We start from the raw sequence: 19,784 nt of genomic DNA, 5'->3' as shown, positions 1-19,784 counted from the left end.
GGCATTGGGCAAAGGAGATTTGCCCATGACCCAGATGATGCGCGCTGTCGAAATCAGCCAGCCCGGCGGCCCCGACGTTCTGAAGCTGACGGAACGCCCGATCCCCACAGCCGAGGCGGGGCAGGTTGTTCTAAAGGTTGCCTATGCCGGGGTGAACCGCCCGGACGCCCTGCAGCGCGCCGGGGCATACGATCCCCCGCCCGGCGCCAGCGATTTGCCGGGGCTGGAAGCGTCGGGCGAGGTTGTGGCCGTGGGCTCGGGCGTCGAGGGTCTGTCGCTGGGCGACAAGGTGTGCGCGCTGCTGCCCGGTGGAGGATATGCGGAATATGTCGCCACGCCTGCCGCGCATTGCCTGCCGGTGCCGGACGGGATGGACATGAAACAGGCCGCCTGCCTGCCCGAGACCTTCTTTACCGTCTGGTCCAACGTGTTCACGCGCGGTGGCCTGAAAGCGGCAGATCGGTTTTTGGTCCATGGCGGGTCCAGCGGGATCGGCACCACTGCGATCCAACTGGCCAATGCCTTTGGCGCGCGGGTCTTCGCTACCGCCGGGTCCGCTGAGAAATGCGAGGCCTGCCTGAAACTGGGGGCCGAAAAGGCGATAAACTACAAAGATGAGGATTTTGTCGGTGTCATGCGGGCCGAAGGCGGGGCGAACCTGATCCTCGACATGGTGGGCGGTGATTATATCCCGCGCAATGTGAAGGCTCTGGCCGAGGATGGGCGGCTGGTCCAGATCGCCTTTCTGCAAGGTCCAGTGACCGAGTTGAACTTTGCCCTGATGATGGTGAAACGACTGACGCTGACCGGCAGCACGTTGCGCCCGCAAAGCGATCTGGCCAAGGCGAGGATCGCGCAGGATTTGCGCGAAGCTGTTTGGCCCTTGCTGGCCGCAGGCAAGGTCGCGCCAGTTATGGACAGTGAGTTCCCTATGGCCGAGGCTGCGGCGGCCCATGCGCACATGGAAAGCTCGCAACATATTGGCAAGATCGTTCTGAACGTCGCGGGCTGACCCGCGCCCCCCAAATCAGGTCACGCAACCGCGCGCCGATACAGGTGCCAGGTTGCGTGGCCCAGAACGGGCATCACCACGATCAGACCCAGCAGCATCGGGATTGCGCCCAAAACCAGCAGCGCGGCCACGATGAAGCCCCAGCACAACACAACGCCCGGATTGTGACGCAAAACGCGGACCGAGGTGACGACCGCGACCGGCAGACCCACCTTGCGATCCAGCAACAGCGGGAAGCTGACAACGCTGACGGCCAGCGCGCACAGGGCAAAGACAAACCCGACAGCGGTTCCGAAGATGATCATCGTCCATCCGGCCCCCGTGGTCAGAACTTCGCTCACGAACGCCCCGAATGAGGTTGGGGGTTCCGGGCCAAGGGTCTGCACATAGATGCTCTGCGCGACCATCAGCCAGACCAGCAGCAGCATGACCAGATAGAAACCCAGCGCCAGAATGGCCCCGAAGGACGGTGACCGGAAGACGCCGAATGCGTCCAGCCAATGGACTTCGCCGCCTTCTTCGCGCTTGCGGCTGATCTCATACAGGCCAACAGCGGCGACCGGGCCGATCAGCGCAAAACCTGCAACCAGCGGGGCGAGCAGCGGCACAAGGTTCAGGTTCATCGCAAAGCCGAACATCAGCAGCCCGGCGATCGGATAGATCAGCACGATAAAGATCGCGTCCGCCCGGGTTTTCAGAAAATCGTTGTACCCGGCCCTCAGACAGGCCTTTAGATCCTGAATCGTGAGTGTCTGGACCATTGGCAGGTGGCGGACATCCGAACTACCAATGCGCGAGACGCTTTCCGTAACGTGATCGCTGGTCGCTCCAAGGCTTTGGGCTGCCCAGCTGATCGGATTACCGATTGTTTTTGCCATCTTGTTCCCTTTCCTTGGCGAAGATGCGCCGCGGAATGGATCCGGCTTGGGGTTGCCCGTGGCCGGACCAGCCGGCAACGCCTGATGCAACTATAGCACAGTTTTCGATAACCGCGAATCACGAGGATGCGTTTCGCGCCGATTGCCCTGTCGCGCAGGCGTGATAGCTTGGGCACAGGCAGAAGGAGGTCAGAATGCAGCACACCGCCCGCACAGTCGTCATCCAGGAATTTGGCGGAACCGAGGTATTGCAGATCGAAGACAGGTCGTTGGGCGATCCCGGCCCCGGCGAGGTTCGCATCCGCCATCATGCCTGCGGTTTGAACTTCATAGACGTCTACCAGCGCACGGGCCTGTATCCGCTGGAGCTGCCCCATGCGTTGGGCATGGAGGCCGCAGGTGTGATCGAAGCGGTGGGCGAGGGTGTAACCCATCTGGAACCCGGCCAGCGCGCTGCTTATGCCGCCGCCCCGCCCGGTGCCTATTGCGAGGCGCGGGTGATGCCAGCCGCGCAGGTCTGTCCGCTGCCTGACGGCATCACCTTCGACGCCGCCGCTGCAATGATGCTGAAGGGCATGACGGTCGAATACCTGTTTCACCGCACCACGCCTTTGCGGCGCGGCGATACTGTGTTGTTTCACGCGGCTGCCGGGGGCGTCGGCCTGATCGCCTGCCAATGGGCCAAGTCCGAGGGGATTACCCTGATCGGCACTGCCGGTACCGATGAGAAATGTTCGTTGGCCCAGTTCAACGGCGCGGCCCACTGCATCAACTACCGCTCTGAAAACTTTGTCGAGCGCGTTACTGAGATCACCAATGGCAAAGGCGTCGATGTGGTGATGGATTCGGTCGGGGCGGACACGTTCGAGGGGTCGCTGGATTGCCTCAAGCCGCTGGGCATGATGATTTCATTCGGCAATGCCTCGGGGCCCGTGCCGCCGGTGGATATCGGGATTCTGGGGCAAAAGGGATCGCTCAAGATCACCAGACCGACCCTGTTCACCCATATCGGGGATCATACGGTGTGTCAGGCCATGGCGCGGCGGCTGTTCGGCAAGGTTGAAGGTGGAGAGGTCAAAATCCACATAGACCAGCGCTTTCCGCTGGACCAGATCGCCGATGCGCACCGCGCGCTTGAGGCGCGTCAGACCACGGGCAGTACGATCCTGGATATCTGAACGCAAAGACCCGGCGAATGACGCCGGGTCCCGTTTTCTATGTCGCCGTCGTCAGAACCGATAGGTCGCCCGGAATTGCAACGTGGTGGCGTCCACATCCACGCCGGTTGAGTTGAAATCGTCAAACTCGTGATACAGCAACTCGCCCCCGATGCTGACATTGGGCGCAACGATCTGTTCATAGCCCGCGCCGATGAACCAGCCACTGTCGCTGCCCAGATTGTCGGTTCCGGCTTCGGCATAGCCCCCGACACCGTAAAGCAGCCCCTGAGGGGTCACTTTGTACCCGGCGCGCGCCTTGATGCGCCAGACATCCTCGACCGTGGCCGCGCCAGACAGATCGACATCCGCCCAGTCATAATCGAAGCCGCCACCCACGACCCAGTCGCCCAGATCATAGTCGTAGCCCAGAACGATGCCGCCGAGCGCGCTGTCTCCGTCCACGCCCGAGAGGCTGGTGTCAACGTCAATATAACCAAGCTGCAAGCCGCCGTAGAACCCGGTCCAGTCGCCCGAGGATTGCGCCATGGCCGACCCTGCCGCCAAAGTGGATACAGCTGCGATGAGCGCCAATTTCCCAGTCATCTTTTGATCCTTTCATTCGCAAAATGAGCGCAGCGGCCAGAGGCCTGAGGTTGCGCCTGTGTACAAGCTGTTACGATCCGAAGCCGGGGCCGGATCATCGTTTGCTACATTTTCCGTACTGAATGTCGGTCGATCTGACCGGCCTGCGCCCGTTAAATCCGGGTCTGTCTGTCAAAAAGAGATAGGGTGTGCGCCAAGGGCTTCAAATGACATGTCGGCGGCAGATCACTCTGCCGCCGACATGCGTTGGTTTTTAAGCGGATTATTGCTGCAGTTCTGCAGGCGCTTTGTCCGCGATGTTTTCCCAGTTTGCGCTGGCCTGTTCGATGAAGCCCGGGATGTCGCCTTCCCAACGTTCCTGAATGTCTTTCGACAGGTTCAGGTACAGCGTGTTGTCGACGATTTTCCAGTGGTTCGGGTCACCGTCGAACTTGAAGCCCATGGCCGCGCCAAACGCGCAGTAGCCGCCATATGCGGGTAGGTAAGCCTCGGGGTTGGCTTCGAACGCGGCTTTGTTTTCTTCCGACGAGAAGCGGTACAGCGCGTCATCGTGCAGCGTGGTGATACGGTAATCGCCCTTGGTGGCCTCGCCTTCGGTGAAATAGGCAACCGGGTCATAGCCCTGCATCGCCAGTCCGGTCGAGCTTGCGTTGATTTCAACGCCTGCGGCCAGGGTCGAAGTTGCCAGAGCAACAGACAGGGCAACGCCACCGATCAGAGATTTAAACGTGTTCATAGCTTCACCTTTCGTGAAATGGGCTGCGCGTTCTCACTGCAATTGCGATATGCACACCCGGGATTTTGTCCTGTGCGGCCGGTAATTGACCGTCACGAAATCTCAGGTGGGAAGCGGGTTGTTCACGTTCAAAACAATCAATTGTGATTGTGCGAAGGTGAAGAGGGTCTGTTCAAAAATGCAGTCGACTCATGCATCTGGGCAAAGTGCCAGAACAAAGGCGACCACCTTCTCGGCGGGCATTTCGCAGGGGCGCAGCAACGCGCCGCTGTTGCGGGTCTGGTACAAGTTCAGGCTGATGTAATCGGTGCCGTCCAACTGATGCGCGACCAGTTTATGCGACTTGCCGCCCGCCATTTCCTGACGCGAAACAACGTACCGCCCGCCTTGCGCGTGTCCGGTGAACGTGCCCAGCGGCAACGCAAAAAACGCGGCAAGAAACGCGTCTGTGGCGGTCACGGCTTTCCGATTTTGGGCTCGGTCCCGGCTTTGATCCGGGCCACGTTGGCGTTGTGACGCCAGTAGACCAGCAGCGTCAGGATGATCCCCAGAACAAAGCTCGATCCATCGGTCAGAACCACGACCCATGTGGTGGACAAGGCCGCAGCAGCCAGCGCGCCAACGGATGAGATGCGCCAGATGGCAGCCGCCACAAGCCAGGTCAGGCAGCACGCCACCCCGACCCGCCAGTCCAGCGCCAGCCACAGACCCAGAAAGGTTGCCACGCCCTTGCCGCCCTTGAAGCCCAGCCAGACGGGGAAACAATGCCCCAGAAACGCCATCAGCGCAGCCACCTGCACGGCGTCTTCCCCCGCAAAGGCCCGCGCCAGCAGAACCGCCGCCGCGCCTTTTCCGGCATCGAACAGCAGCGTCAGCGCGGCCGCAGCCTTGTTGCCCGTACGCAGAACGTTGGTCGCGCCGATATTGCCCGACCCGATCTGCCGCAGATTGCCCAGCCCCATCACCTTGGCCAGGATCAGTCCAAACGGGATCGACCCCAGCAAATAGCCCATAGCCGCCCACAGGATGAGCTGGGTTGTCGTACTGTCAATCAAGGGCATCAGGCTCTCCGGTAGACTTCTTTGCCGGCAACATAGGTTGCAATGACCTTACCCTGCATCCTCTGCCCGTCAAACGGCGTGTTCTGTGATTTTGACCTGAGTGTAAACCGGTCCAGCACAAAGGGAATATCAGGATCGAACACCACCAGATCGGCAGGCGCACCTGTGGACAAACGGCCACTGTCCAAACCCAGCCGTTTCGCCGGGTTCAGCGTCATTGCCCGGAACAGGGTCGGCAGGTCCAGCTGACCCGAATGATACAGGCGCAGGGCCGCAGGCAGCAGCGTCTCCAGCGCGACGGCTCCGGATGCCGCCTCTTCAAACGGCAGGCGCTTGCTTTCTTCATCCTGCGGCGTGTGCATCGAGCTGATCGTGTCGATCAGGCCGGTTCGCACCGCCTCGATCACTGCCTGCCGGTCATCCTCGGACCGCAGCGGCGGCTTGACCTTGAAGAAGGTGCGATAGTCGGCCACGTCCAGTTCGTTCAGCGTCAGATGGTGGATCGAGGTCCCGGCGGTGATATCCAGCCCGTTGCGCTTGGCGCGCTCCAGCGCGGGCAGGGCACGGCCGGTGGTGATCTGGTCGGCGTGATATTTTGCCCCGGTCATTTCCAGCAATGCAATGTCGCGGTCCAGCCCCATACGCTCGGCCATGGGCGAAACCGCAGGCAACCCGCGCAAGGCTGCAAACTTGCCGCTGGTTGCCGCCGCCCCGGCGCTGAGGCCCGGTTCCTGAGGATGCGCAATCACCAGCGCGCCGCAAGACCGCGCATAGGTCAGCGCGCGCGAAAAGACCTTGGTGTTGGTGACGACATGGTCGCAATCGGTAAAGGCCACCGCGCCCGCGTCCATCAGGAACCCGATCTCGGTCATTTCGCGGCCTTCACGGCCCTTGGTCAGCGCGGCCATGGGCAGCACATTGACCGGAGTGTCGGCCTGCGCGCGGCGGGTTACAAATTCCAAAGTTTCGGGCGTGTCGATCGCGGGTGAGGTGTCGGGTCGCGTGACCATCGTGGTCACCCCACCTGCCGCCGCTGCCTGCCCGGCGGATTTATAACTTTCCTTGTGCCGCTCGCCCGGCTCGCACACTTTGACGCCAATATCGACGATGCCGGGGGCAAGGCATTTGCCCTGGCAATCGATGACCTGCCCGTCGATGGTGGGGGCCTCGCCGTCGCCCTTTGCCACAATGCGCCCATCCGCAACATGCAGCCACCCGATCGAGTCTGTGCCGCTTTCCGGGTCGATCAGGCGGGCGTTGGTAAACAGAACGGTGCTCATGGCAGGGCCCTTTCGATGGCGGCTTTGGTGGCGGCGGGGTCCGCCTGGTACTTGATCAGATGCTTGTCGCCGCCCTTGGTCACAAGCTGGACAAAGCTGCCCATGGTGTTCACAGCCTCGATCTGGTTCAGCGCAACTTTGCGCGAGCCGGGGCCGGTGAGCATGGTTTCAGTCATTTCCCACGCGGCGTACAGTTCCTCGGAGGCCAGATACCACGCGCGCAACCCGATTGCGGCGAGGCCAGCGGGGGCTCCGGTCCAGACATAGGGGTTGCCGATCAGCCACAGAATGATCATCGCGCCAGCCATGGCTGCGGCGGCGAGCCATGCGTTGGTGCGGATATAGGCCCCCTTGTCGGGCGCGAAGATCACAGGATCAGCCACAGGGCACCTCCGACGGCCAACAACAGGACAAGGGCCAGAAAAGCCGATCCCATACGGCGCGACGCCTTGCCCCCATCGCCCGCATGTTGCGGGGCCGAGAAGGGTTTGGCGCTGTCCGTTTCGATTGCGCCGCCGGTCCAGTTTGTCGCCTCTTCCGTGAACAGGCCGATCAGCTTTAGGCGGGGATCGGGGGTCAGCGTCGCGGGGCGCCCGTGGAACGCGGCGCTGCGCAGGACCATGACCCAGCCCTCGACCGCGTCCAGCGTCGTGCGGTCCAATTGATCCTCGGACACGCCACAACCGTCGTTCAGATAGCCATATAGCCCGAGGTCTTCGAGGTCGGAGACCGGAAAGACGTCGATCTGATCCGGGTCCAGCCCGTCGACCCCCAGAACCTGATCCGCCGCACCCGGCTCGCGCAGGAACTTCGCCTCTTCGGGGCGCATGTCCAGCGTGAACAGGCGGATCACGCCGTGTTCATGGGGGGCGATGGTCAGATCGCTCATGCGGCCTCGCGAAGATTGCGGGCCAGCAGTTCCATGGCGGCCATTCGGACGGCGACGCCCATCTCGACCTGTTCCTGAATGACGGATCGGTTGATGTCATCCGCCAAGGTTCCGTCGATCTCGACACCCCGGTTCATCGGGCCGGGATGCATGACGATGGCGTCGGGTTTGGCCAGCGCCAGTTTGGCGGCGTCCAGACCGTAGCGGTGATAATATTCGCGTTCTGAGGGGATAAAGCCGCCATCCATCCGCTCTTTCTGAAGGCGCAGCATCATGACCACATCGACGTCCCGCAGACCCTCGGCCATATCGTCATAAATCTCGGCCCCGAATTCGGCGAATTGCGCGGGCACCAGCGTCGGAGGGCCAATCAGGCGGATGCGGTTTTCCATCTTGCCCAGCAGGATCAGGTTCGAGCGTGCCACGCGCGAATGCACGACATCCCCGCAAATGGCGATGTTCAGACGGTGCAGGCGGCCCTTGGCGCGGCGGATGGTCAGCGCATCCAGCAGAGCCTGCGTGGGATGTTCGTGCTTGCCATCCCCGGCGTTCAGCACGGCGCAGTTCACCTTTTGCGCCAGCAGGTCCACCGCGCCGGAATGCGGATGCCGCACCACCAGCAGATCGGGATGCATTGCGTTCAGCGTCATCGCTGTATCGATCAGCGTTTCACCCTTTTTGATCGAACTGGCCTGCATCGCCATGTTCATCACATCCGCACCCAGACGTTTACCGGCCAGTTCGAAACTGGCCTGCGTGCGGGTCGAGTTTTCAAAGAACATGTTGATCTGCGTCAGCCCCGACAACACGTCCGAGTGTTTGGCGGATTGCCGGTTCAGATCGACATATTTTTCGGCCAGATCGAGGATGGCGGTAATATCGGATTGCGACAGATGCTCGATGCCAAGAAGGTGACGATGGGCGAAACGCATGTGGCGGGCTCCTGTCTGACAATCGGACCGCTTATAGAAAGCCGCGCGGGCCAAGGCAACCTAAGGATCAGACCCTTCGGGCAATATCTCGCATCCGCCTTCGGGCAGGCACCGCTCGCCGGGTTTGCACCATTTGCCATAGCCGCAATCGACCGCCTTGACCGGGACACAGCCCTGATTTTTCGAGCATTTGAAGCCCGGGCGGCATTGCGATCCGGTTTTTTCGCATAAAAACCATCCGGCGCGGGAACATCCGCCCTGCGGCAGGCAGAACGACCCGCGCGCACAAATCCGGCCATCGGCGCAGGGTTGCGGCAGGTTCAGGTGGAGATCGGGTTGGATCGGCTCGCACTCTCCGCGCCCGTTGCAACGGCTGCCGCTTGGGCAATCCAGGCTTGAATTACAGGCGTTTGCGGCCTTTGGCGCACAGCGGGTGCTGCCCGGAACACAGCGTTCAAACAGGCCGCAGGTTCGACCGCCACCGCAATAGGTGCCACCCAATGGGATGCAGTGCCCGTCAAAGCTGCATCTTTGCCCGGCCGAGCAGCACCGGTTGCCGCATTGAAACTGTCCGCCCCGGCATTGCGTGCCACGGTCGAATAGCTGCGCATCGGCCGGACCGCTGAGGGGGACCAACAGAAAGGAAATCAAAAGGAATCGCAGGATCGACAACATGGTTGGCGTCATGGTCGGTGCGACCCTGCGCCGTGACAAGGTCTATTCGCTTTCCCTCAGTCAAAAGCTGGTTAGATTGAGAGGCATGGAATCGGGCTTGGACTATCATACCGCGCGGGCGCTGCTAGATTGGCAGGTCGAACTGGGCGTGACCGAGGCTATCGGGGACGCGCCGGTGGACCGTTACGCGTTGCCCGATACCGCGCCCAAGGCCAAGAAACCCGCCACCCCGCAAGCGGCCCCGGCCACCCCCAAGCAGGTCGATCCGGTCGCGATTGCGAAATCCGCTGCACAAAATGCGGGGTCACTGGACCAGTTGCGCGCGGCGATGGAGGCGTTCGACCATTGCGAGTTGAAACGCGGTGCGCGCCAGTTGGTGTTTGCCGATGGCACGCCCGGCGCGCGGGTGATGATCATCGGTGAGGCTCCGGGCCGCGACGAGGACCGCGAGGGCAAGCCTTTTGTCGGGCGGGCCGGGCAATTGCTGGATCGGATGCTGGCGGCGATTGATCTGGATCGGCGCGAGAACGTCTATATCACCAATGTGCTGCCCTGGCGGCCGCCGCAAAACCGGGATCCCAAGCCGGAAGAGATCGGCATGATGAAGCCGTTTCTGGAACGCCATGTGGCGCTGGCCAGGCCCGAAGTGCTGGTGGTGATGGGCAATATCAGCTGTCAGGCGGTGCTGGGCAAACGCGGCATCACGCGGCTGCGCGGCAATTGGGATCAGGCGCTGGACCTGCCGGTGATCCCGATGTTCCACCCCGCCTATCTGCTGCGCCAGCCACAGATGAAACGGCAGGCCTGGGCTGATCTGCTGGAGTTGAAAGCACGGCTGGGGGCAGGATGATGCGGATTCTGGCCTTCTCGGACCTGCATATGGCGCGCAACCGCGCGGCAGAGCTGGTTGCGGCCAGTGCCGAAGCTGATCTGGTGATCGGGGCCGGGGACTATTGCAATATGCGGCAGGGGCTGGATGAGGCGATGCACATGCTCTCGGGCATATCGGCCCCGCTGGTTCTGGTTCCAGGCAATGCCGAAAGCGCGGGTGAGTTGATCGATGCCGCCCCCGAAGGCGTGCATGTGCTGCACGGTACCGGCATGACCGTCGATGGGATGCGCCTGTTCGGTCTGGGCTATGGCGTGCCGGTGACGCCTTTTGGCGACTGGTCTTGTGACCTGACCGAGGCAGAAGCAACGGAATTGCTGGATCGCTGCGACGGCGCGGATGTGCTGATCGTGCATTCGCCGCCCAAAGGTTATGGCGATACCACGTCGCAGGGTATCTCTGTCGGCTCGGTTTCGGTGCGCGATGCGGTGGAAAGACTACAGCCCGGGCTGGTGTTTTGCGGCCACATCCACGACAGCTGGGGCTATCGCGGCACACTGGGGCGGTCGCAGATCGCCAATTTGGGACCCAAGGCAAACTGGTTCGAGGTACCCTCATGATCGACACCGTCACGCTGCTGGCCTTTATCCCGGCGGCCATGGTTCTGAATTTCACCCCTGGCGCGGACATGATGTTCTGTTTCGGGCAAGGGTTGCGTTCGGGCGCAAAACCCGCGCTGTTGGCAAGCGCAGGGATTTCGTTGGGATCGATGGTGCATGTGTTGCTGGCCGGGCTGGGCCTTGGGGCATTGGTGTCTTCAATGCCGTGGCTGTTCGATGTCATCCGCTGGATGGGCGTTGCCTATCTGCTGTATCTGGCGTGGGGCGCGATCCGGAACGGCGCTGTTTCAGCAGAGGGGTCGGTCAGGCCGACCCGCATGGCCTTTCGGGATGGGTTGGTGGTGAACCTGACCAACCCGAAGGTAATCCTGTTTGTTCTGGCCTTCATCCCGCAATTCGTTGATCCCAACTCGGGGTCGATCCTTGCGCAGTTCCTGATCTTTGGCGTCATCATCGCGCTGGGTGGGTTTGTGGTGAACGGGCTGGTCGGCGTGTTCGCCGGAGGAGCGGGCAAGCTTCTGATTTCGAACCCGCGCGCCTCGCGCATCATGGGTTGGGTCACCGGAGGGATTTTCATCACTTTGGCGGCCCGGCTGGCAATCATGGAAAGGGCCTGACACCGCATGTCGCGCATCGATGAAAATATGGAGTTTATCCCGGTCCGCATTGCGGTGTTGACCGTGTCGGACACGCGTTCGCTGGACGAAGACCGCTCGGGCCAGACATTGGTGGACCGGATCGAGCGGGCAGGGCATGTGCTGGCTGATCGTAAGATCATCCAAGACGAGCGCGCCGAAATAGCGGCGCAGCTGCGGCTGTGGATCGGCGACCCTGAAATCGACGTCGTGATCTCGACCGGCGGCACCGGACTGACCGGGCGCGATGTGACGGTCGAGGCGCATCGCGATGTTTATGAAAAAGAGATCGAGGCGTTCAGTACCGTATTCACCATCATATCGATGGAGAAAATCGGCACCTCGGCCGTACAGTCCCGCGCCACTGGCGGGGTCGCCGGGGGAACCTATCTGTTTGCCCTGCCCGGCAGCCCCGGAGCCTGTAAGGATGCGTGGGACGGGATATTGGAAAAACAACTCGATTACCGCCACCGCCCCTGCAATTTCGTGGAAATAATGCCCCGATTGGACGAACATCTGCGACGGAAGTAGACTGGTCCTACGTTCAAGACCTTATAACCGCTTTGTGGCTTGGCATATTTCGCGGTCCGGCTACATTTTGCACAAGGCAGCCCATTGCAACCCGGGGTAAGTGAGAATGCGTTTTCTAAGGCAAAGTCTTGTCGGTGTCTTTCTGGCGTCGCTGACGCTGGCTTTGCTGTTTGTGGCCGCGCAAATCATCTCTGGCGCGGTGCAGGACGTACTGACGCGCGAGAACGAACAACCTCAGGCGCGCGAGCGGGTCTTTGCGGTAACCGTCCGACAGGCCGAGCTTGAGACCGTCACCCCCTATCTGGAAGCGTTTGGTGAGGTGCAAAGCCGCCGTAGGCTGGAATTGCGCGCGGCGCTGGGCGGGCGCGTGGTTGCTCTGGCTGATGATTTTGAGGACGGCGGCTCCGTCACAGCAGGCGAGGTGCTGGTCGAGCTGGACCCGGCAGATGCGCAATCTGCCTTGGATCGCGCCAAATCGGATTTGCTGGATGCCCAGTTCGAAGAACGCGACGCCGAACGCTCGCTATTGCTGGCACAGGATGAGTTGAAATCGGCAGAGGCCCAGGCGGACCTGCGAGAACGCGCCCTGCAACGGCAACGCGATCTGGAATCCCGCGGTGTGGGGGCCACGGCCAGCGTGGAAGAGGCCGAATTGTCCGCCGCCGCCGCCCAGCAATCGGTTCTGGCGCGCCGCATTGCCTTGGCGCAGGCCGAGTCGCGCGTGGATCAGGCAACCACGCTGTTTGCGCGGGCGCGAATTGCGCTGGAAGCAGCGGAACGCGATCTGGACGATATGACCATTCGCGCCCGGTTTGGCGGTACGCTGACCGATGTCACCTTAGTCGAGGGGCGATTGGTGTCGGCCAATGAAAAGCTGGCCGAGCTGGTGGACCCAAATGCGCTGGAGGTGGCGTTCAGAGTTTCTACGGCGCAGTTTGTGCGATTGCTGGATGACACGGGCGCACTGATCGACGCGCCGGTGACTGTCTCACTTGAGGTAACAGGGACCGACCTGACCGCCCAAGGCCGGATCAGTCGGGATAGCGGGTCAGCCGGGGAAGGGCAGACCGGACGTCTGATCTTTGCCCGTCTGGACACCGCCTCGGGCTTCAAACCGGGGGATTTCGTGACCGTGACGGTGCAGGAACAACCTTTGGATGCGGTGGTGCGTTTGCCATCCTCGGTTCTGGATGCGGCTGGAACGGTTCTGGTTCTGGGCGCAGATGACCGGTTAGAGGCGCTGCCGGTGCAGTTGATCCGGCGGCAAGGCGATGAGGTGTTGTTGCGCGGCGAAGGTCTGGAAGGCCGCGAGGTCGTGATTGGCCGGACGCCGCTGTTGGGCTCGGGCGTGCGGGTGCGCCCCTTGCGGGTCGAGGCAAATGCCGACACGGATATGGTCGAGTTGACGGATACACAGCGTGCACAACTCATGGCGCAGGTGGAAGCCAGCGAAGGCATGCCGCAGGACGTCAAATCCCGCATGTTGGGTCAGTTGGAGGCGGCACAGGTGCCTGCCTCGCTTGTCCGGCGTATTGAAAACCGGGCCGGGGGCTAAGCGCCATGATGCGCGAGATCCCAAGCGCGGCCGGTGGTATCCTCAGCTATTTCACCCGGCACCGGACGGTCGCCAATCTGCTGCTGCTGGTCATGCTGGTCTTGGGGGCCGCAGCGATCCCGAACATGCGCGCGCAGTTCTTTCCCGATGTCATTCTGGAACGGGTCGATGTGGCGGTTGAATGGGACGGCGCAGGCCCCGAGGATGTCGACAATGGCATCGTTCAACTGCTGGAACCCGAGTTGCTGGCGGTTGAAGGTGTCACCAGCACAACGGCTACCTCACGCGAAGGTTCGGCCAGCATCCGGTTGGAGTTCGAGCCCAACTGGGACATGGCCCGCGCCATCGAAGAAGTCCGCACCGCCGTGGACAGCGTCACTAACCTGCCGGTGGACGCCGAAGAACCTTCAATCCGGCGCGGCGCGTGGCGGGATCGCGTTACGGATGTGGTTGTCACGGGTCCGGTTGCGCCTGACCAGTTGGCGAAGTTCACCGATGAATTGATCAACCGGCTATTTGCGGTCGGTGTTACCCGCACCACGATCCGGGGACTGGCGGCTCCGCGCGTTGTGGTCGAGGTGCCGACCGCTCAGCTGATCGCCAACGATATCGCTCTGGCCGATATCGCGACAGCCATCGCGGCCGAGGTCAATGCCAGCCCCGCCGGTGATGTCAGCGGTGCCAATGCCCGCATTCGGACGGGGGCCGAGAAACGCACACCGGAAGAGATCGAAGGCATCACGCTGCGCAACTTTGCGGATGGGTCCAAACTGCTCGTGGGTGATGTGGCGACGATCCGGGTCGAAGGGGTCAATCGCAACCGCAGCTACTTTGTGGGTGAGAACCCGGCCATGTCCATCCGGGTGGACCGCTCGAATCTGGGTGACGCCATCGGCATCCAGCATTCGGTCGAAGATGTCGTCGCCGAAATGCAGGCCAGCCTGCCCGAAGGTGTCACGGTTGAACTGATCCGCACCCGCGCGCAGGCGATCACGGATCGGCTGGATATTCTGATCGACAACGGCCTTGTCGGGCTTGGGTTGGTCGTCTGCCTGCTGTTTTTGTTCCTCAACGCCCGGATCGCCTTTTGGGTGGCGGCAGGCATCCCGGTCGCGATGTCAGCGGCGATTGCGCTGATGTATCTGGGCGGTTTGTCGCTGAATATGGTGTCCTTGTTCGGCCTGATCATCACGCTGGGCATCGTCGTCGATGACGCGATTGTGGTGGGCGAACACGCCGATTTCCGTGCCCGCCGATTGGGCGAACCGCCCATGGTTGCCGCCGAGCGCGCCGCCCGGCGCATGGCCATGCCGGTCTTTGCGGCCACGATCACCACGGTAATCGCCTTTTTCGGCCTGACCCTTGTCGGTGGTCGGTTCGGAGAGTTGATCCGAGATATTCCCTTTACCGTGATCGCCGTTCTGGCGGCCTCACTGATCGAATGCTTCCTGATCCTGCCCAACCACATGGCCCATGCCATCGCGCATTCGGCCAAGGAACATTGGTACGACCTGCCCAATCGGGTCGTGAACCGGGGGTTCCGCTGGGTGCGGGATCATCTGTTCCGGCCCTTCATCGCCTGGGTCATCTGGGCGCGGTATGTGGTCGTCGCCCTGATGATCGTTATTCTGGCCAGCCAGATTGCCCTGTTCATCCGAGGCGACGTGAACTGGCGGTTCTTCAATGCGCCCGAGCGTGGCTCGGTCACCGGCAACTTCATCATGGCCGAAGGCGCCACCCGCGCCGATACGCTTGAAATGATGCGCCAGTTGCAGCAGGCCACCGATGAGCTGGGACAGATTTACGAGGAACGCCATGGCCGCAACCCCATCGACTATGTTCTGGCCGAGGTTGGCGGCAGTGCCGGGTTTGGTCTGTCCGCCGCCGAGGGCAAGGACGACGATTTGCTGGGTGGTATTTCGATCGAACTGATCGACGCCGACCTGCGCCCTTATTCGAGCTTTGAGTTTGTGGGCGAGTTGCAGGAATTCGTACCCCGCCACCCCAAGGTCGAATTGATCAGTTTCCGCGGCTGGCGATCCGGCCCCGGCGGTGATGCCATCGATGTGCAGTTCTATGGCTCGGATGTGAATACTCTCAAGGCGGCGTCAGAGGATTTGCAGACCGAATTGTCGAAATTCCCCGAGGTCTCGGCGCTTGAGGATAATCTGGCTTATGACAAGGAAGAATTCATTCTGGACCTGACTGCGCAAGGTCAGGCGCTGGGCTTCCGGATCGAAACCTTGGGTCGGGTTCTGCGCAACAGGCTCAACGGGATCGAGGCTGCGACCTTCCCCGATGGTCCCCGCAGTGCTGAGATCCGTGTGGAATTGCCCGAGGGCGAACTGACCGCCGATTTCCTTGAACGCACGCTGATGCGCACCCCGGACGGGGTCTATGTGCCGCTGGCCGATATCGTCTCGGTCGAACGCAAGTCGGGCTTCTCGACCGTACGGCGTGAAAACGGGCTGCGGGTGATTTCGGTCAATGGCGACATATCCGAGGACGATCCGACCCGCGCGGCCGAGATCGAACGCGCGCTGAACGAAGAGATTCTGCCCAATATCGCCGCCGAACGTCAGGTCGAATGGCGCATGGCGGGCCTCAGCGAACAAGAGGATGAGTTCCTGTCCGAGGCGCGCACAGGCCTGATCCTGTGTCTGACCGGGATCTATCTGGTACTGGCCTGGGTCTTTGCCAGCTGGTCGCGGCCCTTAGTGGTGATGGCAATCATCCCGTTTGGCTTGGTGGGCGCGATCTGGGGGCATTACATCTGGGACGTACCGCTGAGCATGTTCACGGTTGTGGGTCTGCTGGGCATGACCGGGATCATCATCAACGACTCGATTGTGCTGGTGACGACCATCGATGGCCACCAGCAGGAACGCGGATTGGTGCCGTCTATCGTCGAAGGCACAGCGGACCGGTTGCGCCCTGTGATGCTGACCACGCTGACGACGGTGCTGGGGCTGACGCCTTTGCTGTATGAAGGCTCTCAGCAGGCGCAGTTCCTGAAGCCCACGGTGATCACTCTGGTCTACGGGTTGGGCTTTGGCATGTTGCTGGTTCTGGTGCTGGTTCCGGCCCTGCTGGCGATCCTGAACGACGTATCGCGTCCGATGACAGCCATGCGCCGAGCTGTCCGCGCCCCGGATCGGGTGATGCAGGGGGCAGTTGCCGCCACGGGCGCGGCGCTATTGTTCTGGTTTGCCGTGACAATGGTCTGGCCAGCGTTGACAGGCGCTCCGGTCGGTGCCCTGTCCGCCCTCTATTCGGGTGATGAAGGGGTGGCCGTTCTGAACATGGGTCTGGGCGCATTTCTGGTTGGGGCGATCCCGATTGTCGTCCTCAGCTTTATAGCCTCTGGGATGCTTTACGCGAGGCTGAAAGATCATGTTGGCCCTTAGCCTTCGCGCAGAGCATATTCCAGAAGTTGACGAACCCGTGCGCTCATCGGCAGATCGCCCTGCCGTATTTGCTCAATCGGAAACCAGCGCGCATCCAGTGCATCATCGCCTGCGACCGGCGCGCCGGATTGATAGCGGCAGGCCACGCCGACCAGCAGGTAGTGGGAGATCACAAGGCCCGCCTCATCCCGCCGCAGCATGTCCAGATTGTCCAGATAATGTGTTGGCTGCGCAGTGACCGAGGTTTCCTCGAATAGCTCTCGCTGCGCAGCCTCCAAAACGGTTTCACCCCATTCCAGGTGACCGCCGGGAAAGCCCCACAATCCCCGGTCAGGCTGTTTGCTGCGTTGCACCAGCAGAACCTGATCCTGATGCAGCACAACCGCCAGCGCGCCGATCTTCGGGGTTTGGGTCATGCGATCACCCAGCGGTGCAGCCCTGAATGTCCACGGCGTGGTTAGCGCCCAATACCGTGATCCGAATCTCGGACCGGTCCAGCGCAAAAGGCGCGCCAGAGGCATTGATGACCTCGGCAGTTGCGATCAGCGTGCCACCTTGCCGGACGGTTTTGGGCTGCGAAGCCCACAGCACCGGATTGCCGGGTTCTATCACCGCGATCTCTTGCCCACCCGCCGAAGGCATGGTCACACGTGCCTCGATCTGCATGCCGTCCGCCGTTGGGGTCAAACTACACCGCGCAGCGGATACGTTGGCCTCACGCGCGGAAAACGGGCGCTGGGCCAGTGCTGCGGCGATGGCAGGGTTGCGGCCCGCTTCGGCATCCAGCGTGTGGTCGAAATCCAGCCGTTCGGGGATGCAGACATCCTTGCAGACGCCCAAATCCATCTCACCGCGCAGACGCACGGGCTTGGCCGGGTTCTTCGGCGTGATCTCGACCGGCAGAACCAGTTGATCCTCGTATCCGATAGATTGCAGGCCGTTCTGGTCAAACACATCGGGCGCGGGCCATGTGATTGACACATCGCCCACGTTGCGCGACCCGTTCCAGTCGAATTGCGGCGGAATGCCCGCATCGCCCGGTGCGCGCCAATAGGTCTTCCACCCGTCCTTCAAAGTCAGGCGCAAGGCCCCCATATAGGTCCCATTGGCGGTGCGGCCACCATCCAGAATGTCCAGCCTGACAACTCCGTCCAGCCCCTGCGCGGTGGCCGGAAAGATCATGCAAAAACAGGCCGCGATGGTGGCGGCAAGGGATTTCATCAGCGTGTTCATTGCCTATACATGCGCGGTGCGGCACGAAAATCCAAGTCACGTTCGGGTCACCTGACTGAAATCTGCGGAAAACCCCGCTGCCGACTTGCCAATCCCTGCGCCGCAGGGTCATTGTGAAGCTGAGTTGAAAAAGAGAAGCCACCCAATGGACCTGACCGGAAAACTGTTGATTGCGATGCCCGGCATGGGCGATCCGCGATTCGACCACTCGGTTGTCTATATGTGCAGTCATGGCGACGATGGCGCGATGGGTCTGATCGTGAACAAACCCTCGGACCTGCGGATCAAGGCCCTGCTGGGGCAGTTGAACATCGCCTGCAGTATCCCGATTGTGGGCGAGCGGCTTGTGCATTTCGGTGGCCCGGTCGAGATGTCGCGCGGCTTTGTCCTGCACAGCGCAGATTACGAGGCCAACCTGCATTCCATGCAAATCTCGGATGATTTCAGCATGACCGCGACGCTGGATGTGCTGGAGGATCTGGCCTCGGGCCGGGGGCCGCTGAATTCTGTGCTCGCACTGGGCTATTCCGGCTGGGGGCCGGGGCAATTGGAAGATGAGATCGCAATGAATGGCTGGCTGACGACCGAGGCGAGCTCGAAACTCGTGTTTGATGTGCCCGACGACGAAAAGTGGGAGGCCGCCTTGGCCACGCTGGGCGTCGATCCCCTGACCCTGTCGGCCAGCGCGGGCCGCGCCTGATCAGCTGTCGCGTGGGGCCGCGGCCCGGCGCAGGCGGTCATTGATCGCAGCCCCAAGATCATGGTCCGGGATCGGAGACACGGCAATCGGCCGGCCCGTTTCATTCAAGCTGTGCAGTGCCGCAAACAGGTTGGCGGCGGCCTCGGGCAAGTTTCCGGCTTCAGACAGGTTCAGATCGCAATCGACAGGGCCAAAGCCCAAAAGAACCTCATCGCCTTGCCTGCTCTGCGCGTTCAGGCGCACGGGCGCATCCGGGGCATAATGTGACTGCAATTGCCCGGGCGCGGTCAGCAGGTCGCCGGATTGGTGCAGGTGCAGGCGGGTGTTGAGGGCGGTCTCGACCGCTTCCAGCGCCACACCTCCGGGGCGCAGCAAGGTCGGCTCTCCGGCCAGCCCCACGATTGTGGATTCCAGACCCACGCCACAAGGGCCATCATCCAGAATGGCTGCGATCCGGCCTCCAAGGCCTGCACGCACATGCTGGGCAGTCGTCGGACTGATTTGACCTGAGGGGTTCGCCGACGGGGCCGCGACCGGCCCGTCAAAGGCGGTCAGCAGATCGCGGGCGGTTTGATGCGCGGGCACCCGCACCGCCAGCGTGTCCAGCCCCGCCGTGACCAGTGAAGAAATCCCGTGCCCGTCGCGCAAAGGCAGAACCAGTGTCAGCGGGCCGGGCCAAAAGGCATTGGAAAGGGTTTCCGCGTGATCCGACCATTCGACAAACCGCCGCGCAGCCTCGGCCGAAGCGACATGGGCGATCAGCGGGTTAAAGCTGGGGCGGCCCTTGGCCTCGTAAATCGCGGCCACGGCCTCTCCGTTGCGGGCATCGCCGCCAAGGCCATAGACCGTCTCGGTTGCAAAGGCGACCAGCAGGCCCTGACGCAGCAGGTCAGCCGCGCGCGCGATGCCGTCTGGGTCTGCTGTCAGATCGAGAGTTGTGGGGATCATGTCTGGTGACGCCGCGTTTTGGTTGCTTGCAACATAAGGACAGGTAGGTAATGCACCCAAGCCTTGATGCATACCGGTGCCGGGCCGGAATTCCAAGCCC

22 protein-coding genes are annotated in these 19,784 nt (G+C 61.9%); 9 read left to right on the top strand and 13 right to left on the bottom strand.

The genetic code is table 11. From position 1 onward, the window contains the following. Window positions 1–25: 25 nt before the first annotated feature. Complete coding sequence (locus ACR0KX_RS15880) at window positions 26–1,012, top strand: NAD(P)H-quinone oxidoreductase (protein ID WP_170624101.1); 987 nt, start codon at window positions 26–28, stop codon at window positions 1,010–1,012. Window positions 1,013–1,032: 20 nt separating this feature from the next. On the opposite strand, the gene ACR0KX_RS15875 is transcribed toward ACR0KX_RS15880, so the two are convergent. Then, window positions 1,033–1,890 (bottom strand): DUF2189 domain-containing protein, encoded by an 858-nt coding sequence (locus ACR0KX_RS15875; RefSeq protein WP_480708579.1) that lies wholly within the window; start codon window positions 1,888–1,890, stop codon window positions 1,033–1,035. A 194-nt stretch (window positions 1,891–2,084) separates the two neighbouring features. Between ACR0KX_RS15875 and ACR0KX_RS15870 the strand changes: the two genes are divergently transcribed. Continuing rightward, window positions 2,085–3,068, top strand: a complete 984-nt coding sequence (locus tag ACR0KX_RS15870) for a quinone oxidoreductase family protein (protein ID WP_480708578.1) — start codon at window positions 2,085–2,087, stop codon at window positions 3,066–3,068. A gap of 51 nt (window positions 3,069–3,119) precedes the next feature. On the opposite strand, the gene ACR0KX_RS15865 is transcribed toward ACR0KX_RS15870, so the two are convergent. From ACR0KX_RS15865 to ACR0KX_RS15825, 9 genes are all read right to left on the bottom strand, one after another. Next, complete coding sequence (locus ACR0KX_RS15865) at window positions 3,120–3,653, bottom strand: porin family protein (protein WP_170522132.1); 534 nt, start codon at window positions 3,651–3,653, stop codon at window positions 3,120–3,122. 262 nt (window positions 3,654–3,915) lie between these two features. After that, window positions 3,916–4,389, bottom strand: a complete 474-nt coding sequence (locus ACR0KX_RS15860; RefSeq protein WP_480708577.1) for a YHS domain-containing (seleno)protein — start codon at window positions 4,387–4,389, stop codon at window positions 3,916–3,918. A gap of 189 nt (window positions 4,390–4,578) precedes the next feature. Beyond that, window positions 4,579–4,848 (bottom strand): hypothetical protein, encoded by a 270-nt coding sequence (locus tag ACR0KX_RS15855; protein WP_170453196.1) that lies wholly within the window; start codon window positions 4,846–4,848, stop codon window positions 4,579–4,581. Next, the gene (plsY, locus tag ACR0KX_RS15850; protein ID WP_170522134.1) at window positions 4,845–5,450 is read right to left on the bottom strand and encodes a glycerol-3-phosphate 1-O-acyltransferase PlsY; all 606 of its coding nucleotides are present in this window, start codon (window positions 5,448–5,450) and stop codon (window positions 4,845–4,847) included. The genes ACR0KX_RS15855 and plsY overlap by 4 nt, the downstream gene beginning before the upstream one ends. Beyond that, on the bottom strand, window positions 5,450–6,730 hold the full coding sequence (pyrC, locus tag ACR0KX_RS15845) for a dihydroorotase (RefSeq protein WP_480708576.1): 1,281 nt from the start codon (window positions 6,728–6,730) through the stop codon (window positions 5,450–5,452). Before pyrC ends, plsY begins: the two co-directional genes overlap by 1 nt. Next, on the bottom strand, window positions 6,727–7,113 hold the full coding sequence (locus tag ACR0KX_RS15840; RefSeq protein WP_170624089.1) for a hypothetical protein: 387 nt from the start codon (window positions 7,111–7,113) through the stop codon (window positions 6,727–6,729). The genes pyrC and ACR0KX_RS15840 overlap by 4 nt, the downstream gene beginning before the upstream one ends. Then, window positions 7,098–7,619 carry a hypothetical protein gene (locus ACR0KX_RS15835; RefSeq protein ID WP_170624087.1) on the bottom strand — a complete coding sequence of 174 codons (522 nt, stop codon included), beginning with the start codon at window positions 7,617–7,619 and terminating at the stop codon, window positions 7,098–7,100. The genes ACR0KX_RS15840 and ACR0KX_RS15835 overlap by 16 nt, the downstream gene beginning before the upstream one ends. After that, on the bottom strand, window positions 7,616–8,551 hold the full coding sequence (locus tag ACR0KX_RS15830; protein ID WP_480708575.1) for an aspartate carbamoyltransferase catalytic subunit: 936 nt from the start codon (window positions 8,549–8,551) through the stop codon (window positions 7,616–7,618). Before ACR0KX_RS15830 ends, ACR0KX_RS15835 begins: the two co-directional genes overlap by 4 nt. A 60-nt stretch (window positions 8,552–8,611) precedes the next feature. Continuing rightward, on the bottom strand, window positions 8,612–9,238 hold the full coding sequence (locus ACR0KX_RS15825) for a scavenger receptor class F, member 2 (RefSeq protein ID WP_170624083.1): 627 nt from the start codon (window positions 9,236–9,238) through the stop codon (window positions 8,612–8,614). 73 nt (window positions 9,239–9,311) lie between these two features. Between ACR0KX_RS15825 and ACR0KX_RS15820 the strand changes: the two genes are divergently transcribed. The 6 genes from ACR0KX_RS15820 to ACR0KX_RS15795 all read left to right on the top strand — a co-directional run bounded on the left by ACR0KX_RS15820 (window position 9,312) and on the right by ACR0KX_RS15795 (window position 16,803). Further along, entirely contained in the window at window positions 9,312–10,076 is a 765-nt protein-coding gene (locus ACR0KX_RS15820; RefSeq protein WP_170624214.1) for a uracil-DNA glycosylase, read from the top strand. Beyond that, window positions 10,076–10,675 (top strand): metallophosphoesterase family protein, encoded by a 600-nt coding sequence (locus tag ACR0KX_RS15815; RefSeq protein ID WP_170624212.1) that lies wholly within the window; start codon window positions 10,076–10,078, stop codon window positions 10,673–10,675. Before ACR0KX_RS15820 ends, ACR0KX_RS15815 begins: the two co-directional genes overlap by 1 nt. Beyond that, window positions 10,672–11,292 (top strand): LysE family translocator, encoded by a 621-nt coding sequence (locus ACR0KX_RS15810; RefSeq protein ID WP_170624081.1) that lies wholly within the window; start codon window positions 10,672–10,674, stop codon window positions 11,290–11,292. The genes ACR0KX_RS15815 and ACR0KX_RS15810 overlap by 4 nt, the downstream gene beginning before the upstream one ends. Before the next feature lie 6 nt (window positions 11,293–11,298). Further along, the gene (moaB, locus tag ACR0KX_RS15805) at window positions 11,299–11,841 is read left to right on the top strand and encodes a molybdenum cofactor biosynthesis protein B (RefSeq protein ID WP_170453190.1); all 543 of its coding nucleotides are present in this window, start codon (window positions 11,299–11,301) and stop codon (window positions 11,839–11,841) included. A gap of 106 nt (window positions 11,842–11,947) precedes the next feature. Beyond that, window positions 11,948–13,396, top strand: coding sequence for an RND family efflux transporter (locus ACR0KX_RS15800; protein ID WP_170453189.1), 1,449 nt, complete (start codon window positions 11,948–11,950; stop codon window positions 13,394–13,396). A gap of 5 nt (window positions 13,397–13,401) precedes the next feature. Next, the gene (locus tag ACR0KX_RS15795) at window positions 13,402–16,803 is read left to right on the top strand and encodes an efflux RND transporter permease subunit (protein WP_170624079.1); all 3,402 of its coding nucleotides are present in this window, start codon (window positions 13,402–13,404) and stop codon (window positions 16,801–16,803) included. Here ACR0KX_RS15795 and ACR0KX_RS15790 read toward each other — a convergent pair. After that, window positions 16,800–17,219, bottom strand: a complete 420-nt coding sequence (locus ACR0KX_RS15790) for an NUDIX hydrolase (RefSeq protein ID WP_170624077.1) — start codon at window positions 17,217–17,219, stop codon at window positions 16,800–16,802. The two genes, ACR0KX_RS15795 and ACR0KX_RS15790, sit on opposite strands and share 4 nt — an antisense overlap. Window positions 17,220–17,223: 4 nt before the next feature. Beyond that, window positions 17,224–18,036: a protein-disulfide reductase DsbD domain-containing protein gene (locus tag ACR0KX_RS15785; protein WP_170453186.1), complete on the bottom strand. Its 813-nt coding sequence runs from the start codon at window positions 18,034–18,036 to the stop codon at window positions 17,224–17,226. Between the two features lie 145 nt (window positions 18,037–18,181). Here ACR0KX_RS15785 and ACR0KX_RS15780 point away from each other — a divergent pair, with 145 nt between their 5' ends. Next, window positions 18,182–18,736, top strand: coding sequence for a YqgE/AlgH family protein (locus ACR0KX_RS15780; protein ID WP_170453185.1), 555 nt, complete (start codon window positions 18,182–18,184; stop codon window positions 18,734–18,736). Here ACR0KX_RS15780 and ACR0KX_RS15775 read toward each other — a convergent pair whose 3' ends face one another. Continuing rightward, on the bottom strand, window positions 18,737–19,684 hold the full coding sequence (locus ACR0KX_RS15775; protein ID WP_170453184.1) for an L-threonylcarbamoyladenylate synthase: 948 nt from the start codon (window positions 19,682–19,684) through the stop codon (window positions 18,737–18,739). Window positions 19,685–19,784: the final 100 nt, after the last annotated feature.

The sequence above is a fragment of the Ruegeria sp. BG5 genome, from assembly GCF_056538425.1.
The sequence above is the reverse complement of the archived record's forward strand: the minus strand, read 5'-3'. Positions and strand labels throughout refer to the sequence as shown.